This window comes from Oceanobacillus sp. NCCP-135 (assembly GCF_059698015.1).
Genome location: NZ_BAAKSZ010000046.1, coordinates 1 through 18,762, shown reverse-complemented (window position 1 = coordinate 18,762; position 18,762 = coordinate 1). Strand labels below are relative to the sequence as shown.

Sequence of the window (18,762 nt, the reverse complement as noted above, 5' to 3'; positions counted from 1 at the left end):
GCGGTAGCTGCACAAGCTAGGTAAATTTCTACATTTAACCTGTCCGATTTCTTGACATAAGACCAATAAAGATTTCCGATAATGTTGCGTAATGGAAACACTAGAAAACCGAGAAAAGACAAGGGATGAACATGAAAAAGACCCTGAAATCGGAAATGTTTATTATTACGAAATCAGGGTCGTAATCGGAAATGTTTATTTTTACTAGGTGATTTGTTTTTTAACTAGACAGTTCGACGTTGTAGCAACACTATAGCCTCCACATGCTCGGTCTGAGGAAACATGTCCACAGGCTGCACTTCCTTAGTCTCATAACCGCCATCTTCCAGCACACGCAGATCCCTTGCCAATGTTGATGGATTACAGGATACATAAACAATCCGCTCCGGTTCCATTTCGATCATTGCATTTAGAAAGTCCACTTCACAGCCCTTCCTTGGAGGATCAACAACAATTACATTTGGTTTCAACCCTTGAGCTTTCCACCACGGCATCACTTTCTCTGCTTCTCCGACAACGAATTCAGCATTTGTTATACCATTCAATTTAGCATTCTTCTTTGCATCACTTATCGCCTCTGGAACAACCTCCACTCCATAAACTTTCGCCGCTTTTTGAGCCAGAAATAATGAGATGGTACCAATCCCGCAATAAGCATCGACAACAACATCATTACGCTTAATCGAAGCATACTCCAAAGCCTTTTCATAAAGCATCTTCGTCTGTGGTGGATTCACTTGGTAAAAGGATTTTGCAGATATTGCAAAACGAATATTCCCGATGGTGTCGTAAATATATTCCTCTCCCCAAATTACCTTCGTTTTTTGCCCGAAAATAACATTCGTTCGCTTATTATTGATGTTATGAACAATTGACTTTACATGTGGGAAAGTTTCTGTTATCTCACGGATAAAATCATCCTTATGTGGTAATTTTTCTGTTCGTGTTATGAGCACAATCATGGTTTCATTTGTTTCTTTTCCTGTACGAACCATAATATGCCGCAGAACACCTCGATCATCCTTTTCATCATATGCTCTAATTCCAAGACGGTTGGCAATCCTTCTTACAGCATGGACTGAACGGTCATTTAATTCATCCTGGATGACACAGGTTTCCATGTCTTCAATAATGTCATGGCTTCGCATTCTATAGAATCCTGTGATTAATTCTCCATCTCTTTCGCCAACAGGGATTTGAACCTTATTTCGGTAGCGCCATGGATCTTCCATGCCAATCGTGGGGTGTACAAGCACGTGATCAAGATGTGCAATCTTCCGCATGACATTTTTAACCTGATTTTGTTTCATTTCAAGTTGCAAAGAGTAGCTCATATGCTGAAGCTGACAACCCCCGCATTGTTCATAAACATTGCAGGGCGGCTCGACCCGCTCATCACTTGGTTTTGCCACTTCAAGTAATTTTCCAAAGCCGAAATTTTTATTTACTTTTACAACTTTTACAGTCGCTTCTTCTCCAGGTAATCCATATGGTACAAATAATGGATAGCCATTAATTTTTCCGACACCATTTCCCTCATGAGTCAGATCTTCAAAGATTAGTGTAATTGTCTCATTCTTTTTTACTGGAGCAGTTTGTTTAGTCATTTTTATCTTCCTTTACATAACTTGGATATGAGTTTTATCTTATCATATGTTGGATGGAAAAATATAATTAGAAGGAAGACCGCCAGAAATCAGTCTCCTTCTATTAGTTTTGCCTATGAATATCTATATTTAGTTTCTGCTATTTTCAAGACTCTCAATTACACTTCTTTTCAAGCCAATAATATCTATAATCTCTTCAATGGATATACCCTTTTCAGTAACTTTTCCGCTACTTCTTTCTTACTTCTCATTTCTCCCCTTTCAATACCCCCGCACCCCCTTATTCAATTGGCAATAACAATAGAGTTTCTTAACACAATCAAAAGAAGACTGCCTTGACTGGTCAGTCTTCCTTTTCCTTTTCAATGAATTCTTCCGGTACTAGAAACTCTATATGCTGCTTTAGATTCGTAAATTCTCCTGGTAGTAGCCCGCCGAATTCCCCATCGATATTTAATTGCATTTTTTCATCTGTTGAAACCTTTATCCGCTTTGCTTGTGCATAAATAACATTCTTATCTTCTAAATGGGCACCTCGAAGTGCTAATGTAGCTATTCGTATAAATTCTGCCAGATTTATTTTTCGTAATATAAGCAGATCAAAATAGCCATCATCTATGTTTGCTTCTGGAGCCAGTTTTTCAAAGCCACCAACGGAATTTGTATTGGATACTAGAAAAAGCATAATATCCTCATCAATTACGTTACCATCATATTCGATCCTGACACGAGTTGGCTTCAGTGAGGGAAGCATTTCGATCCCTTTCATATAATATGCTAGCTGGCCAAGCATTGTTTTTAACTTGCTTGGAACTTCATATGTGAGTTCTGTTAATTTCCCGCCACCAGCTATATTCATGAAGTAATGATCATTTACTTTACCGATATCAAGTAACATCGATTGATCGTCTATGATGATATCAGCGGCTTTCTTTATATCACGCGGAATGGACAATGCTCTAGCGAAGTCATTTGTCGTTCCAACCGGGATAATTCCAAGCTTTGGTCGGTGCTCCTGCTCTGCTATTCCATTAATTACTTCATTAATTGTCCCATCCCCACCAGCAGCAACAACGAGGTCATATTCCCTTTCTACAGCTGTTTTAGCAGCTTCTATCGCGTCACCCTCACCAGTAGTCGCATGTGTTGATGTTTCATATCCCGCAATCTCAAACTTTTCCAGTACAGTTGGTAGCTCTTTTTTAAATACTTCTCGTCCGGAAGTAGGATTATATATGATTCGGGCTTTTTTCATCTTGTTCCCTCCCCTAATACATCCATTATGCAGGGTCATTGTTATATTTATTATTGACTTCTTCTTTACATACAACTAATATCATAGACCTTTTTTGATAATTTGAAAAGGGGTATCCTAGAAAACCTGATCTATCGTTAAAAGGGTTCTTAAAAGCGTATTTTTCTTGCTTAGAAACCCTCATATGCTGAAAATGCAGGCTTTAATGTTGAAAACCTCAGTTGAACTGATACTGATTCAAAAGAAAAGTCATGATAAAAACAGCAGACTACTGCCACATAACATAAGGAGCAGTAGTCTATATTCATCCATTGCATTCATCTTTCATCTTTCATCTTTTATCTTTCATCTTTTATCTTTTATCCAATTCTTCGATGAGAATTTTATTAACCATTGGTGGATTTGCTTGTCCTTTGGTTACCTTCATTACTTGACCTACCAAGTATTTCTGTGCTTTGGCCTTGCCGTTTTTATAATCAATGATTGATTGTTCATTTTCTTCAAGCACACTGGAAATAATTTCTCTTAGTTGACCTTCATCGGAAATTTGGACAAGTCCTTTTTCCTTAACAACTTTCTCTGGATTCCCGCCATTTTCAACTAATTCAGCAAAAACTTTTTTAGCAATTTTAGATGAAATGGTTCCATCTTCAATTAGCTTAATCATTTTCGCTAGAGACTCTGGTGTAAGTGCCAGCTCTTGCAATTCTTTTAAATGTTTGTTCATATATGCTGACACTTCACCCATCAACCAGTTGGATGCTTGCTTCATGTCAGCCCCATGTTGAACTGCTGCTTCGAAAAAGTCAGCCATTTGTTTTGAATTCGTTAGCACAGCTGCATCGTATTCAGATAACCCTAATTCATCGATATAACGTTTTTTACGTGCATCCGGAAGCTCTGGTATTTCACTGCGTATACGTTCTTTCCATGCATCATCAATGTACAATGGAACTAAATCTGGCTCAGGGAAGTAACGATAATCATCCGATCCTTCTTTGACACGCATTAAAATCGTTTCTTTAGTTTTTTCATCATATCGACGTGTTTCCTGCAAAATTTCTCCACCAGTAAGTAACACTTGCTCCTGGCGCTTTTCTTCAAATTCAAGCCCTTTTTGGACAAAGTTAAAGGAATTTAGGTTTTTCAATTCTGCCTTCGTTCCAAATTCTTTTTGGCCGATTGGGCGAAGGGAAATATTAGCATCACAGCGAAGAGAACCTTCCTGCATTTTCACATCAGAAACACCTGTGTATTGAATAATATTTTTCAGTTTTTCCAAATACGCATAGGCTTCTTCCGGTGAACGCATATCAGGCTCTGAAACGATCTCAATTAATGGGGTTCCTTGACGGTTAAAGTCTACTAAGGAATAACCGTCATCCCCATGTGTTAATTTTCCAGCATCCTCTTCCAGATGCAAGCGAGTAATTCCAATCCGTTTCTTTTTGCCATTTACGTCAATTTCAATCCAGCCATTTTCCCCAATTGGCTTATCAAATTGCGATATTTGATATGCTTTTGGATTATCCGGATAAAAATAATTTTTGCGATCAAATTTTGTGTCTGTTGCAATTTCACAATTTAATGCCATTGCCGCCTTCATTGCGAAGTTAACAGCTTCTTCATTTAACACAGGAAGAGTGCCCGGATAGCCTAAATCAATTGGGTTTACATTTGTATTTGGTTCGGAACCAAAAGCATTCACGCTTGGGCTAAATATTTTTGATTTTGTTTTCAATTCAACATGGACTTCAAGTCCGATTATTGTTTCAAAATTCATTAGTTGGCACCTCCAAGCTGAGGTCGTTTTGTATGATGATCTGTTGCTTGTTCATATGCATGGGCCACGCGATATACCGTGCTTTCATCAAAGTGTTTTCCAATAATCTGCAGGCCAATGGGTAGTCCGTTTTCAGAAAAGCCACATGGTAGAGAAATTCCTGGAACCCCTGCCAGATTTACTGGGATAGTCAAAATATCATTGGCATACATTGTAAGTGGATCATCCATTATTTCTCCAACTTTAAATGCCGGTGTAGGCGTTGTTGGTCCAATAACGACATCATAGTCTTTAAATATTTTATCAAAGTCATTTTTTATTAATGTACGAACCTTCTGGGCCTTTTTATAATAGGCATCATAGTAGCCTGAACTCAATGCAAAGGTCCCAAGCATAATGCGGCGTTTTACTTCTTCACCAAAGCCTTCGCTACGGGATTTCTTAAACATATCAATCATATTGTCCGCATTTTCGGATCGAACTCCATAGCGTACCCCATCAAAGCGGGCTAAATTAGCAGATGCTTCTGAAGACGAAAGCAGATAATACGCTGCAACGGCATACTTGGAATATGGGAGAGAAACTTCTTCCCATGTTGCTCCAAGGGATTCATATACTTTTAATGCATTCTGTACAGCTTCCTTTACTTCTGATGCTACCCCTTCCGCTAGGTATTCTGTAGGTACAGCAATTTTCAAGCCTTTAACATTTCCAGTTAGATTCTCTGTATAGGATCCAGTAGCCACATTAGCGCTTGTTGAATCTCTTTCGTCATGCCCTGCGATCACTTCCAGCACACGAGCATTATCTTCCACCTTACGTGTAATTGGTCCGATTTGATCCAAAGATGAAGCGAATGCAATCAAGCCGAAACGTGATACTAACCCATACGTTGGTTTTAAGCCAACAACACCACAAAATGCTGCAGGCTGACGAATCGACCCACCTGTATCAGAGCCTAATGAGAAGAGAACTTCGCCAGCGGCTACGGATGCTGCCGCTCCACCACTTGAACCCCCAGGAACATAGTCTGTATTCCAGGGATTACGGGTTGGGAAATAACTGGAATTCTCATTGGAAGAACCCATCGCAAACTCATCCATATTTAATTTGCCAATGGTAACTGTTTTCTCGTTGTTTAGTTTTTCAACGACGGTTGCATCATAAAGTGGATCCTCAAAGTTATCCAAAAATTGACTTGCACAAGTGGTGCGAAGTCCTTTGGTAACGATATTATCCTTAATTCCGCTTGGGATTCCGAATAAACGCTCGGATTGAACTGTAGCATTATCTAATTCTTTTGCCTTAGTACGTGCATTATCTTCATCTAATGTTAAAAATGCATGTACTTGATCATCTACTTCCTTTATTCGGTTATATGATGTATCCACAAGCTCCTGGACGGTAATTTCCTTATTATGTAGCTTTTCTTCAAGTTCTTTAATTGTATAATCAAATAGTGACATGTGTTATCCTCCTACTCCAAAATCGATGGTACTCTATAGTGACCGGCTTCTTTATCAGGAGCATTTTTCAACGCTTGCTCCTGCGTAATCCATTTCTTAGGCTCATCCTTACGCAATACATTCTTTAAATCGAGTACGTGTGTTGTCGGCTCTACACCTTCTGTATCCAGCTCATTCAGCTGTTCTGCATAATCGATAATTGCACTTAAATCATCCGTTAACTTTTCCACTTCTTCCTCTGTAACAGCAAGTCTAGCTAAATGCGCTACATGCTTTACCTGATCTTTTGTAATCTCTGCCATCCATTAACCCTCCAGCCTAAAAATTTTATATTATATTCCATTCAATTTATACCAATAATCTATGATAACACTATTGATAATAGCAGAATCAACTACCGATAAGCAACTATTCACCATAAAAAAATCCATCTCTCGTATGAATAAAGAGATGGATGCTTAAAACGCATTATTCTTTCATTTTTTTCATTGCTTCGTTAAATTCTCCCTCAATTTCTGGATGTGGCTGACCAAGCATACTAACTACAATTGTGAAAATCAGGCTAAGTAGAAATCCTGGTACCAGTTCATATAAATCAAAAATGCCCCCAGTTAAGAAATCCCCCCAAATAATCACTGTTGCTGCACCTATAAGTATACCTGTCAGTGCACCATTTCGGGTAACCCTTTTCCAGAATAATGATAATAGAATAAGCGGACCAAATGCGGCACCAAAGCCAGCCCATGCATAACTTACAAGATCGAGAACTGAACTGTCTGGGTTCATTGCAATCAGCGTAGCGACTAAAGCAATCCCCATTGTAGCGATTCTCCCAGCCCAAACGAGTTCTTTTGCCGATGCTTTTTTACGGAAAATAGCTTTGTAGAAATCCTCTGCAACGGCTGATGAAGAAACAAGCAATTGGGAGTCAATTGTACTCATAATTGCCGAAAGAATAGCTGCTAATAAAACACCTGCAACAATTGGATGGAATAAAATTTGAGAAAAGGCAATAAATATTTTTTCTGAATCTGCCAGCATTTGCAGGCCGTCTTCTGTAACGACATTTATTCCGAATTGACTTAAAATAGAAACATCCTGTGTACTTATAAATGCAAGTCCAACAAACCCGGTAAAGATAGCACCATACAATCCAAAGATCATCCATGCTGTTCCGATAAAACGTGCCTTTGGAACATCTTTTGGTGAACGCAGTGCCATGAAACGAACAATAATATGCGGCTGTCCAAAATAGCCAAGTCCCCATGCCATGGATGAAATGATCGCCATCATGCCTACACCTTGTACCATATTTAGATGGCTCGGATTAATGTCACCGACAGCTTGTACAGCTTCATTCCAGCCCCCCATTTGGTTAAGCGCAACAATTGGTACGACAATTAAAGCTAAGAACATTAATATCCCCTGGAAGAAATCCGTCCATGCTACAGCAAGAAATCCACCAAGTAACGTGTAGGAAACGACGACAATCGCTCCAATCCAAAGGGCAGATTGATAGGATAAGCCAAAGGATGCTTCAAAGAGCTTTGCTCCTGCAACCATTCCTGACGAGGTATAAAAGGTGAAGAACAATAAAATTACCAAAGCAGAGATGACACGAAGAACATGCGATTTATCTTTAAAACGATTTTCCAGGAAATCGGGAACAGTTATCGAATTGTTAGAGACCTCTGTATAAACACGTAACCGTTTTGCAACGAATTGCCAATTAAGATAAGCACCAATTGCCAGGCCTATTCCCATCCAAGCCTCTGACATACCGGAAGCATAAATAGCACCAGGCAAACCGAGTAATAGCCATCCACTCATATCTGACGCACCAGCACTTAGCGCAGCAACCCCTGGTCCAAGATTACGACCCCCTAAAACGTAATCAGATAAATTATTTGTTCGATAATACATTATAATTCCAATTACAAGCATTCCTATTAAATACACACTAAACGTAACTAAAGTTGTAACACCCACTAATTATGTCTCCTTTCTGTAAATAACGTAATGATAGATAACAATAATACTAAAGGCATTGGAACAAACAGCCAAAACCAAGTTACTCCTTTAATTGCATATTCTGTTTCCATTTGAATTCTCCTCCCATTTTTCAAAATTCCGAATCGTCCTCTGCGTAAAGACACATTCACTATAGTTTCACAGTTTAAATAATATTTCAAATGGATAGACATAACTTTAATGATTATCACGTCAATTATCAGATAATTAAAGCCCCATTTTTAATTATCTCGCTTTATTTAGCACAGTATTATGCTATGAGCGAGATTATAGACCCTGTTATAAAGAATTAATCGAATATCGTGTATCTATCTCCATTTTCCTCAACATTTGAGAATCAAAAATTTTTTTTGAAAAACGTGGCTTTTCTTCAGATTTTAATGAAAATAAAATTCGTCTAGAGCTTATATATGTTTCCTAACTGCAAAAAAAGACCTGAAATAGGTTCCACGCTATTTCAGGCAAATCCATCATATAGTAATAGGGTAAAAAAATTACTTACTAGCTCTTTCAAGGTTTAGAAGAAAGAGATAGGTTGTTCGATTGAAAGAATGCTTGGTTCTCTTTCACCTTGAAACGCTGAATCTTCTTGCTGAGCTTCCTGTATTACGAAAAATCCTGCAACAAGTAATGCACCTAAAGATAATGAAGCAATAAACTTTTTCATTGAATCCCCTCCTTTATAGATTAATCAGTTCCTCATATGTTTGGTTAGAGAGTTTATAGTATTTAACAGATTCTTTATACTTTCCTGTTTTCTCATAATGCGCAGCCAGCATATTAGCATAGACTACTAAGTTAGCATAATCTATATGCTCTTTCAGATAAGGTATAAATTCATCTGTAACTAACTTTTTGAACTTTTCATGTTCCTCATTAATTGCATACGTATAGGTTTGAATAATATAATAATACAACTTGGAATATACATTATGTTTTGCCTTATCCAGTAACTCCAAGGAATTTTCAATCATTTCTCTAGTTTTATCAATCTTGTTGATATTATAGTATTCCTTAATTAATGATGTAATGGCAGCCAGACGTTCATCTAAGTGAATCTCGCTATCATTTACAACTTCTTCAAAAAATTTAATTGCTTCTTCAGTATTTCCGATTGTTGAATGTAAATAACCCAGGTTTTGATTCGTAAGCTGAATGATCTGTTTATCCTTATTTAACTCACCTAAATGCTTAGCTAAGTTATAATTTTTAATCGCCTTGTCATACATTTTAATTCTTCTGTAGGATATACCTAATACAACATGACACTGAGCACATCGTATAAAACTGTATTCCTTCATATAAACACCTAAAGCTTTTTCGGCATATTCCATAGATTCTAGAGTATTACGCAGCTTACTATGTGTTACTGCAATTATATATTGAAGATCAGCTACCTCTTTTTCTTCTATTTGAATATGAGTTATCTTTTCCTCTGCAGTCTTATAGAAACTCATTGCCTGATTAAATTCTCCAGTTAACGAATTATAATTCCCTCTAAACTTATACCAATAATACTGATGTAAATTATCAAAGGAAGCCGACATCTCGCTCAGCTCATTTATTTTAGTTAAAGCTTCTTCAAACTTCCCCAACACCAGGTAATACCTAATCTTATGAATCTCAAACAATAACATACTGTTTGTCAAATTCGTATCCATAACCGCCTGAAGTTCTTTGTATGTAGAAGTAATCTCTTCCTTGTCATTTACTTCAAACAGCATGTTGTACCATTCTTTGCACTTTTCTTGAATATTGGCATCAAAGCCATCTTTTAATTGTACTCCCAGACGTGTACATAAGAGCTGAATAATTTCTGGACTGGCTTCCGTTTTCTTATTCTCAATTTTTGACAAGTAGGATAAAGATACTATTCCTTTAGCTAATTCTCCTTGTGTCATTTCTTTTTTGGTACGTTGTAGTTTGATAAAGGATCCTATTTCTATCAATGTACCCACCCTAACATGTATTAGAATTTATATTGCTTCTGTATATTTACATTATATCATAGATTCAAAAAATTCATATTGGGAAAATAATAAGGAAAATACCGCTTTTTAGCGTAAAAAACACCTAAAAAACTTCCCGATTTTCCTGTTAGAGGAAAATCAGCCCCTTTTCGAGCAATTTTTTGCTAAAAAAGGGGCTGACGGACATATTGCGACTTTTTACTTATAACATTTCAGAGGTTGTTTTTCCTTGCATGTGCTGAATTAGGTAATCTGGACCTCCTGCTTTTGAATCTGTACCGGACATATTGAAGCCGCCGAATGGCTGGTAACCAACGATTGCAGCTGTACATCCACGGTTGAAGTAAAGGTTTCCTACATGAAAATCTTCACGTGCCTGTTCCAGATGTACACGATTATTTGTGATTACTGCACCTGTTAAGCCATAATCCGTGTTATTCGCAATTTCAATCGCTTCATCAAAGTCTTTCGCTTTTGTTAACCCGACAACAGGACCGAAAATTTCTTCCTGCATAATCCGTGCTTTAGGATCAAGATCTGCAAAAACAGTCGGATTAACGAACCAGCCTTTCTTGTCATCGCCATCTCCACCAACAAGTAGCTGTCCTTCTTCTTTGCCAATTTCAACATAGCTCATAATTTTATCGTATGCTGCTTGATCAATCACAGGTCCCATAAAGTGTGAATTATCATGTGGATCGCCTGCTGATAGTTCTTTCGTTAATTCTGCAACTCGGTCTTTCACTTGATCATAAACAGCTTCATGAATGACTGCACGGGAACATGCAGAACATTTTTGTCCTGAGAAACCAAATGCAGATTGTACAATCGATTGTGCTGCTAATTCAAGGTCTGCTTCCTTATCAACAACGATGGTATCTTTACCACCCATCTCAATGATGGTACGTTTTAGCCATTTCTGTCCGTCTTGAACTTTGCCTGCACGTTCAAAAATACGTGTACCAACCTCACGTGAACCAGTGAAGCTTATAAAACGTGTACGTGGATGATCTACCAAATAGTCTCCCACTTCGCTTCCTGGACCTGGGATATAGTTTACTACTCCTGCAGGCATACCTGCTTCTTCAAGCACTTCCATCAGTTTATATGCAATAATCGGTGTTGCACTTGCTGGTTTTAAAAGTACCGTATTTCCTGTTACCATTGCGGCAGTAGTAGTTCCAGCCATAATTGCGAACAGGAAGTTCCATGGGGAGATAACAACCCCAACCCCGAGTGGAATATAGTTGAACTGGTTATACTCAATCGGACGGCTGTTTACTTCAGAACCATCTTTAATTTTAAGCATTTGGCGACCGTAATACTCTAGGAAATCAATTGCTTCCGCTGTATCAGCATCTGCTTCCTTCCAAGGTTTTCCGCCTTCCTTTACTAAATGTGCTGTAAATTCGAATTTGCGGCGGCGAATAATTGCGGCTGACCGAAATAGAATATCTGCTCGAAACTTCGGATCTGATTTCCGCCATGTCGCAAATGTTTGATCTGCAACTTGCATTGCTTTTTCGGCAATTTCTTGATTTGCTTTAGATACATATCCAATTACTTCTTCTTTGTTGGCTGGGTTAACAGAAATGATTTTATCTTCTGTCGTAATCCGCTCGCCACCAATAATCAGTGGATATTCTTTTCCCAGATCTGCTTCGATTTCATTCAAAGCATCCAGCATTAATTTTTTATTTTCTTCTACTGTGAAATCTGTAAAAGGCTCATGCGTGTATGGTACTACCATGAAAAAAACCTCCCTATAAATTGTCCAAATTACTCCATGATTGCGTTTTCATTAGATTTAGAAAACTATCCATTCGTTAAAGAGATCCCTGAGAAAGTGTTCTTTACTTTCTTAGAAACCCTTATACTTTGAAGTGCAAGCCCTTGGGTGAATGACCTGTGTTGCACTTATACACAGAAAAAAATATGGATGCGCTTTCTTTACTGCTAAAATAAAGGATGGAGTATGTCCACCCTTTATTTTAACTTAAGTGTTTTAATACTTCAATAAATCTACTTTCAAACTTGCAAGTGCGGCTGGAAACTTCTAACCTAATGAAAAATATGAATCGTAGGTGAGTCTGCTCCTGCCTTTCGGTAAATCAAACTCTCGATCTGATCACTTGTGGAGACCTTGATTTCCAAATCATAGTAGTCAGCGAACATTTCCTGTACAAGCCCATATGCAAATTGTGTAAAACCTATCACTTCCGCTTTTCCATAAAACTCGATCGGAATTTCAATCGTCAGCTTTTGTAACTCTTCATTCACATAAAAGCCTTTTCCGATGATGCCAGTATAGTTTGGAAAGAACGTTGCTATTTCATTTCCAAAGCTTGTAACAATCTCATGATCATCAAAATATTTTTCCTTGCCTTCATCGGATGGAAATAGTATATTCTCTTCATTTATCGAATCCCAGTCGCCAACAGATGCGCTTCCCCCAGGTACAATTGTTTTTGCAACAAAATTCCCGGGTACTGGTGAGGATTGATCCTCTTCCCTGTACAATGCAATCATGATCGGAACATCCTGCAAGCCCTCAATTTGCCGCACTTCTTCAATTAGTTTTTGGGCTATTTTATTTCCCTGTTCCATCATTTCGTCCATTCCAATTTCTTCATAATAAGGGCCTCTAGTTTTGGTATTGAATTGATATACGGATTTTAATGCTATGCCAATCGACATTCCCTTTAATTCAACGGTATTTTCTTCGCCCTGTTTTTGCAGGTAATTCTGTTCTAAAATATGTGACAGATAACGTGGATTTTCCCGGTGGATATCCTCTTGGTCTTCATCTTCCAGCCCTTCGAGTTTTTCCTCAATTGCCGGATTTAACTCATCAATCCATTCAAAAAGTCTGTCAGATGTCAAATATTGCCCCTCCTGAAAGAAATACTCCTTCGGGTCAAATACATCCATGGAATGACGTCTGAGTCCTTCCTCCATCTCATCAATGTCAAGCCTGTTCGCTACCTGATTTGTAATAACACCCCTGGCTTCACTAACTTTATATGGCAGAACCATTTTGTAATTTTCTTCAGATAATTGATAACTTGGAACAATGGATACTTCTTCTTCTGATTCATCATTTTGCAAAACTTCTTCTTCATTCATATTTGGTGCACAGCTCGTTAGCAGGAGGAGCGCACATACTAGCCAAATACTGATTTTTTTCATACTTAGAACACTCCCTGACCTTGTGCGGCTTCTTTCAGCTTGAGTTCGTCCCAGATTTTAACCCCTAGCTGTTGTGCTTTATCATACTTAGATCCTGCATCTTCTCCTGCAATGAGAAAATCTGTTTTTTTGCTAACACTACTTGTAACAGAACCACCCATTGCCTCGATTAATTCCTTTGCTTCATTACGTGTAAATTGTTCCATTTTCCCAGTTAAAACAACTGTTTTGCCTGCAAAAACAGAGTCCGTACGCTGCGCAGATTTTTTTATCCCCTTGTATTCCATATTTACATTTAAACCTCTTAAATCTTCAAGCAGGTCCACTACTTTTTGTTCAGTAAAATACTGTACGATGGAATCAGCCATTTTCTCACCAATCTCATCCACTGCGACCAACTCCTTAAAAGAAGCCTTTTGCAGGTTTTCCATTGTTTCAAACTCTACTGCAATTGTTTTAGCTGCTTTTGCTCCAATAAACCGGATTCCGAGACCAAATAGAAGCTTCTCCAGTGAATTTTCCTTTGATGCCTCAATTGCCTTCAATAGGTTATCAACTGACTTCTCTCCCATCCGTTCAAGCTGGAGTAATTCTTCTCGCTTCAATCGAAATAGATCTGCCATCGTCCGTATTAACTTTTCCTGAAACAGCTGGATGATGACTTTTTCACCTAATCCGTCAATGTTCATGGCATTGCGTGATGCAAAGTGAATAAGTCCTTCCATTAATTGCGCCGGGCAATTTGGATTGATGCAACGTAAAGCAACTTCCTCTTCAAGCCTGATGAGTTCACTTTTGCAAGCAGGGCATTCCTTAGGCATATGGAACTCCTGCTCCTTCCCAGTCCTTTTTTCCTCCACTGCACGAACAACCTTTGGAATGATATCACCGGCTTTTTTAATTACAACCATATCACCAATTCGAATATCCTGCTCACGAATTAAATCTTCATTATGGAGCGATGCCCGTTGAACAGTTGAGCCAGCTATCTGAACAGGTTCGAGAATTGCGGTTGGTGTTACTACACCCGTCCTGCCAACACTTAATTCAATATCTGTTAATTTCGTTAAAGCCTCTTCTGCCGGAAATTTATAAGCTATCGCCCAGCGGGGACTCTTCGCCGTATAGCCAAGCTCTTCCTGCTGAGACAGGTCATCCACCTTGACAACAATCCCATCAATTTCGTAGTTTAAATGAGGACGTTCTGTTGTCCAATACGCAACAAAATCAATCACTTCCTCAATCGTTTCGCACTTTTTCCATTCTGGATTTGTTTTGAAGCCCAGTTCCTTTATTCGATCCAACCGTTTACTATGGGATTCGAGAGGGCCCGCTTCCCACTCACCAACTCCATAGATAAATACATCCAAATTACGTTTTGCTGCAATTTTCGGATCCAATTGTCTTAGTGATCCCGCTGCAGCATTTCGCGGGTTAGCAAAGGCTTCTTCTGCATTTTCTTCTCTTGTTTTATTTAAAGTGAGAAACGATTTATGCGGCATAAAAGCTTCTCCGCGCACTTCAATTGTGTTCATTTCTTTTATCGTCAATGGAATGCTGCGAATGGTTTTTAAATTACTCGTAATATCTTCACCGGTTGTTCCATCACCACGAGTTGCACCCCGAACAAACCTGCCATTCTGATAGGTTAAGGAAATCGCCAGTCCATCAATCTTTAATTCACAAACAAAAGAAATTGGCTTTTCGGTACCCCCACTAGCTCTTTTGGCAAACGCACGTAAATCCTGTTCATTAAATGCATTTCCAAGACTTAGCATCGGTACAGTATGCTGTACTTTTTGAAAAGCATCCAGTGGCTGTCCCCCAACACGTTGGGTAGGAGAATCTGCTGTGATGAGCTCTGGATATTCCTCTTCCAACTTCCTTAACTCCTGCAGCTTTTTATCATATTCTGAATCAGGAACACTTGGGTTATCCAGCACATAATATTCGTAGCTATATTGATTTAATAATTCTTTTAATGCATTGATTTCATCCTGGGCTTGTTGTTTTTCCACGAACCAAGCACCTCCCTATTGTTTCGTAATTGGTGCAAATTTTGCCAAAACCCGTTTAATTCCAGTTGGTGCCGGGAATGCAATATCAAGCTCCATCCCATCCCCTTCTCCTTGCACCTTTACCACTGTTCCTACACCCCACTTTTTATGGTTTGCTTTATCTCCAGGTCCCCATGCTTCACTTTCTGCACCAGTTGTTTTCTGCATTTTTTCTGCTCTTCGTTTCAGTGGTACAGGTCTATCCAAAGATCTATCCGCACGCCTATCTACTGATCTATCCTTCAGTTTCCCAAAGCCATATCCGAACATCGAAGCTTTTGCCTCTTCCATTCCTTCAATCAGCTCGTCTGGAATTTCATTGATAAAACGGCTGATGGGGTTCATATTGGTTCTACCATATAGTGTGCGCATTTTTGCATGTGTTAAGTAAAGCTCACGCTCCGCACGGGTGATTCCCACATAAGCAAGTCGTCGTTCTTCTTCCATTTCCGCATCATCCATCATCGAACGACTATGTGGGAAAACATTTTCTTCCATCCCAATCAGGAAAACAATTGGAAACTCCAGCCCTTTTGCTGCATGTAATGTCATCAATGTAATTTTTTCCTCGCCCTCTGGATCTTCTTCATCGACTTTATCAATGTCCGCTATTAACGCAAGATCTGTTAAGAAAACGATTAGTGTTTTATCTTCGGCTGTTTGCTCAAAATCCTTCGTAACCGTGATGAATTCTTCTAAGTTTTCCAGACGGCTTTGGGATTCAATCGATTGTTCATTTTTCAGCATTTGTTCATAGCCTGTCCGTTCCAATACGGCTTCAACCATATCCGTTGCTGTTAAATACTCCTGCTGCTGGGTTAATGTTTTAATTAGGTTTCCAAATTCAGCCAATGCATTTGCTGCTTTTTTTGAAACACCTGTAAAATCAACTTCTTTTACTGCTTCATAAAAGGAAATATCATGTGCATTAGCATGTGCTCTTAGTCGGTCAATCGAGGTCTTTCCAATTCCTCGCTTCGGAACATTTACAACACGTTCAAAGCTAAGGTCGTCATCTGGGTTTGTAATTAAACGTAAATAAGCAACCATGTCTTTAATTTCTTTACGTTCATAGAACTTTGTGCCACCAACCATCTGATACGAAATATTGGACTTCATTAACGTGTCCTCAATTGCCCGAGACTGCGCATTTGTTCGGTATAAAATAGCCACATCACCTGGTGAATAGCCTTCATTTCGAGTCAGATCCTGAATTTTATCAGTGACATATAGCGCTTCTTCCTGTTCCGTAGCTCCTTGGAAATAGTTGATATTTTTTCCATCCGGGTTTTCAGTCCACAGATTTTTCGGTTTTCGTCCACTATTATTGCCGATTACTTTATTTGCAGCTGCGAGAATCGATTTCGTTGATCGATAATTTTGCTCGAGAAAAACGCTTCTTGCAGATGGATAGTCCTTTTCAAATGACAGGATATTCGCAATATCCGCTCCACGCCAACGATAAATGGATTGATCGGAATCACCAACTACACAAAGGTTTTGATAGCGGTTTGCCAGTTGTTTTACTAAAGAATATTGCGCATGGTTCGTATCCTGATACTCATCCACATGGATATACTGAAAACGTCGCTGATAATACTCAAGAACCTCTGGAACTCGTTTAAATAAATGAATGGTTTGCATAATCAAATCATCGAAATCAAGAGATTGATTTTTATGCAGCATTTTCTGATATTCCGTATAAATTTGCGAAACCTGTCTTTCATAGAAATTCCCGACATTATCACTATATGCTCCGGGTGTAATCAGTTCATTCTTTGCCGCACTAATTTGCCCCAACATTGCTCGGGGATCAAATTTTTTCGGATCAATATTCTCGTTTTTTAAAATTTGTTTAATAGCTGAAAGCTGATCACCACTGTCTAAAATAGTAAAATTACGATTGTAGCCGATTCGATCGATATCTCTTCTAAGAATACGTACACACATCGAGTGAAATGTAGATACCCACATATACTCACTCTCCGGTCCTACCAGTTTTCGTACTCTTCCTTTCATTTCACGTGCTGCTTTATTCGTGAAAGTAATGGCTAATATATTTCTAGCTGCAACATCCTTCTCACTAAGTAAATACGCAATGCGATGTGTCAGCACCCGTGTTTTTCCACTGCCTGCTCCTGCCATTATCAAGAGAGGCCCTTCTGTATGTTTAACAGCTTCTTGCTGCTCTTTATTTAATCCTTCTATTAAATTACCCATTGCTTGACCCATATTTACACCGCCCCTGAATCAATAATCTTTTAGAGGTTGTTCAAGAATTCCGATAAAAATGACACATTGTAGGGGATCTTCTACTAAGTATCGACACGTCCTGGAACTGCGCTAAAACTCACCCAACTGAAAGCATTATGTCGAACAAAGAAGTCACCACAACACGCAAGAAGCTCGTTGGATTGCATTTTTTGCTCCTCATGTACCTTTTAATGTACACTCCGGTCCTTGGAAAGGAAGATCACCTTTCCTGCATGCGATGCAAACTCGTGGAAGCTTTCCTTGTGCTCAAAGCTACGCCGCTTCGAACTTCTCGATCCTGTTCATCCTCATTTTGAACACGTTATTTTACTGCTTTAACTGTTTTTAAAGCTTTTTTAATATCTGAATAAATACAATTTCCAACGATAATCACATCCGCATGTTCTTTCATTTCACGTGCTTGGAAGTTATTTTCAATACCTCCACCATAAAAAAGCAATGTATTGTTTAATTCACTTTTCACCTGTTTAACAAGCTCCTGATCGCCATAGGTACCACTGTATTCCAGATAAAAAATCGGCAAATGAAATACCTTTTCAGCCATATACGCATATGCAATTACATCATCCGTATCCGGTAAGTAACTATTCGTATGTGTGAAAGCTTTTGCGTCTTCATTTAAGATACAATATCCTTCAAAAAGTATCTCGCTATATTCCATCATATCCACATATTGCTTAATAGCTTGATGCTGAATATCCATCATCCATTTTTTTTCCGTGCTGTTCATCACCATTGGTATAAAATAATAATCAAACCCAGGAGTGATTGCTTCCATCGAAGAAATTTCCAAAATACATGGAACTGTATATCGGCGAATGCGTGACAGTAAATCCAACACACCATCCAACGTTATGTCATCTGTCCCACCAACAATAACTGCATCTGTTCCTGATTCACAGATCAAATCTAAATCCTCATCAGAAATTTCCTTCGCAGGATCCAGTTTAAATATGTGCTTCCATTCATTCATCAAAGTATTCAAAGTTGAGTCCTCCATTATCTAAGGTACATTAATTTATTATACCAAAAATCGTGGCAGGAATTTAGGAATATGTAGAATGAGCTTTTTGCGATGTGCCACTTTTTTAGTTTTACGAGCAAAAAAATAAAGGTTTTATTTTTTTTGA

13 protein-coding genes are annotated in these 18,762 nt (G+C 38.6%); all 13 read right to left on the bottom strand.

The features are described 5' to 3' along the window. Positions 1–224 precede the first annotated feature (224 nt). The 13 genes from rlmD to pcrB all read right to left on the bottom strand — a co-directional run bounded on the left by rlmD (position 225) and on the right by pcrB (position 18,605). Entirely contained in the window at positions 225–1,607 is a 1,383-nt protein-coding gene (rlmD, locus tag AC6HVZ_RS18525) for a 23S rRNA (uracil(1939)-C(5))-methyltransferase RlmD (RefSeq protein ID WP_497559613.1), read from the bottom strand. Between the two features lie 343 nt (positions 1,608–1,950). Continuing rightward, entirely contained in the window at positions 1,951–2,862 is a 912-nt protein-coding gene (locus AC6HVZ_RS18520; RefSeq protein ID WP_497559612.1) for a diacylglycerol kinase, read from the bottom strand. Between the two features lie 352 nt (positions 2,863–3,214). Next, positions 3,215–4,645 (bottom strand): Asp-tRNA(Asn)/Glu-tRNA(Gln) amidotransferase subunit GatB, encoded by a 1,431-nt coding sequence (gatB, locus tag AC6HVZ_RS18515; protein WP_497559611.1) that lies wholly within the window; start codon positions 4,643–4,645, stop codon positions 3,215–3,217. Continuing rightward, entirely contained in the window at positions 4,645–6,111 is a 1,467-nt protein-coding gene (gene gatA / locus AC6HVZ_RS18510) for an Asp-tRNA(Asn)/Glu-tRNA(Gln) amidotransferase subunit GatA (protein WP_497559610.1), read from the bottom strand. Before gatA ends, gatB begins: the two co-directional genes overlap by 1 nt. Before the next feature lie 11 nt (positions 6,112–6,122). Continuing rightward, the gene (gatC, locus tag AC6HVZ_RS18505; protein ID WP_497559609.1) at positions 6,123–6,413 is read right to left on the bottom strand and encodes an Asp-tRNA(Asn)/Glu-tRNA(Gln) amidotransferase subunit GatC; all 291 of its coding nucleotides are present in this window, start codon (positions 6,411–6,413) and stop codon (positions 6,123–6,125) included. Between the two features lie 166 nt (positions 6,414–6,579). Then, entirely contained in the window at positions 6,580–8,100 is a 1,521-nt protein-coding gene (gene putP / locus AC6HVZ_RS18500; protein WP_497559608.1) for a sodium/proline symporter PutP, read from the bottom strand. A 559-nt stretch (positions 8,101–8,659) separates the two neighbouring features. Further along, entirely contained in the window at positions 8,660–8,809 is a 150-nt protein-coding gene (locus AC6HVZ_RS18495) for a hypothetical protein (protein ID WP_497559607.1), read from the bottom strand. Between the two features lie 13 nt (positions 8,810–8,822). Further along, the gene (locus AC6HVZ_RS18490) at positions 8,823–10,100 is read right to left on the bottom strand and encodes a helix-turn-helix domain-containing protein (protein ID WP_497559606.1); all 1,278 of its coding nucleotides are present in this window, start codon (positions 10,098–10,100) and stop codon (positions 8,823–8,825) included. Positions 10,101–10,314: 214 nt separating this feature from the next. After that, a complete protein-coding gene (pruA, locus tag AC6HVZ_RS18485) occupies positions 10,315–11,862 on the bottom strand; it encodes an L-glutamate gamma-semialdehyde dehydrogenase (RefSeq protein ID WP_497559605.1) in 1,548 nt (515 codons plus the stop codon). Between the two features lie 311 nt (positions 11,863–12,173). Next, entirely contained in the window at positions 12,174–13,301 is a 1,128-nt protein-coding gene (locus AC6HVZ_RS18480; RefSeq protein ID WP_497559604.1) for a CamS family sex pheromone protein, read from the bottom strand. A gap of 2 nt (positions 13,302–13,303) precedes the next feature. Continuing rightward, positions 13,304–15,319: an NAD-dependent DNA ligase LigA gene (ligA, locus tag AC6HVZ_RS18475; protein ID WP_497559603.1), complete on the bottom strand. Its 2,016-nt coding sequence runs from the start codon at positions 15,317–15,319 to the stop codon at positions 13,304–13,306. Between the two features lie 15 nt (positions 15,320–15,334). Next, complete coding sequence (gene pcrA / locus AC6HVZ_RS18470) at positions 15,335–17,590, bottom strand: DNA helicase PcrA (RefSeq protein ID WP_497559602.1); 2,256 nt, start codon at positions 17,588–17,590, stop codon at positions 15,335–15,337. Between the two features lie 343 nt (positions 17,591–17,933). Then, on the bottom strand, positions 17,934–18,605 hold the full coding sequence (gene pcrB / locus AC6HVZ_RS18465) for a heptaprenylglyceryl phosphate synthase (protein WP_497559614.1): 672 nt from the start codon (positions 18,603–18,605) through the stop codon (positions 17,934–17,936). Positions 18,606–18,762 lie beyond the last annotated feature (157 nt).

Bases quoted from the DNA above. Each gene is read 5' to 3' on its own strand.
- gatA (WP_497559610.1), bottom strand. From the start codon at position 6,111: ATGTCACTATTTGATTATACAATTAAAGAACTTGAAGAAAAGCTACAT.
- AC6HVZ_RS18480 (WP_497559604.1), bottom strand. From the start codon at position 13,301: ATGAAAAAAATCAGTATTTGGCTAGTATGTGCGCTCCTCCTGCTAACG.
- gatB (WP_497559611.1), bottom strand. From the start codon at position 4,645: ATGAATTTTGAAACAATAATCGGACTTGAAGTCCATGTTGAATTGAAA.
- gatC (WP_497559609.1), bottom strand. From the start codon at position 6,413: ATGGCAGAGATTACAAAAGATCAGGTAAAGCATGTAGCGCATTTAGCT.
- pcrA (WP_497559602.1), bottom strand. From the start codon at position 17,590: ATGGGTCAAGCAATGGGTAATTTAATAGAAGGATTAAATAAAGAGCAG.
- rlmD (WP_497559613.1), bottom strand. From the start codon at position 1,607: ATGACTAAACAAACTGCTCCAGTAAAAAAGAATGAGACAATTACACTA.
- pcrB (WP_497559614.1), bottom strand. From the start codon at position 18,605: ATGAATGAATGGAAGCACATATTTAAACTGGATCCTGCGAAGGAAATT.
- pruA (WP_497559605.1), bottom strand. From the start codon at position 11,862: ATGGTAGTACCATACACGCATGAGCCTTTTACAGATTTCACAGTAGAA.
- AC6HVZ_RS18495 (WP_497559607.1), bottom strand. From the start codon at position 8,809: ATGAAAAAGTTTATTGCTTCATTATCTTTAGGTGCATTACTTGTTGCA.
- AC6HVZ_RS18520 (WP_497559612.1), bottom strand. From the start codon at position 2,862: ATGAAAAAAGCCCGAATCATATATAATCCTACTTCCGGACGAGAAGTA.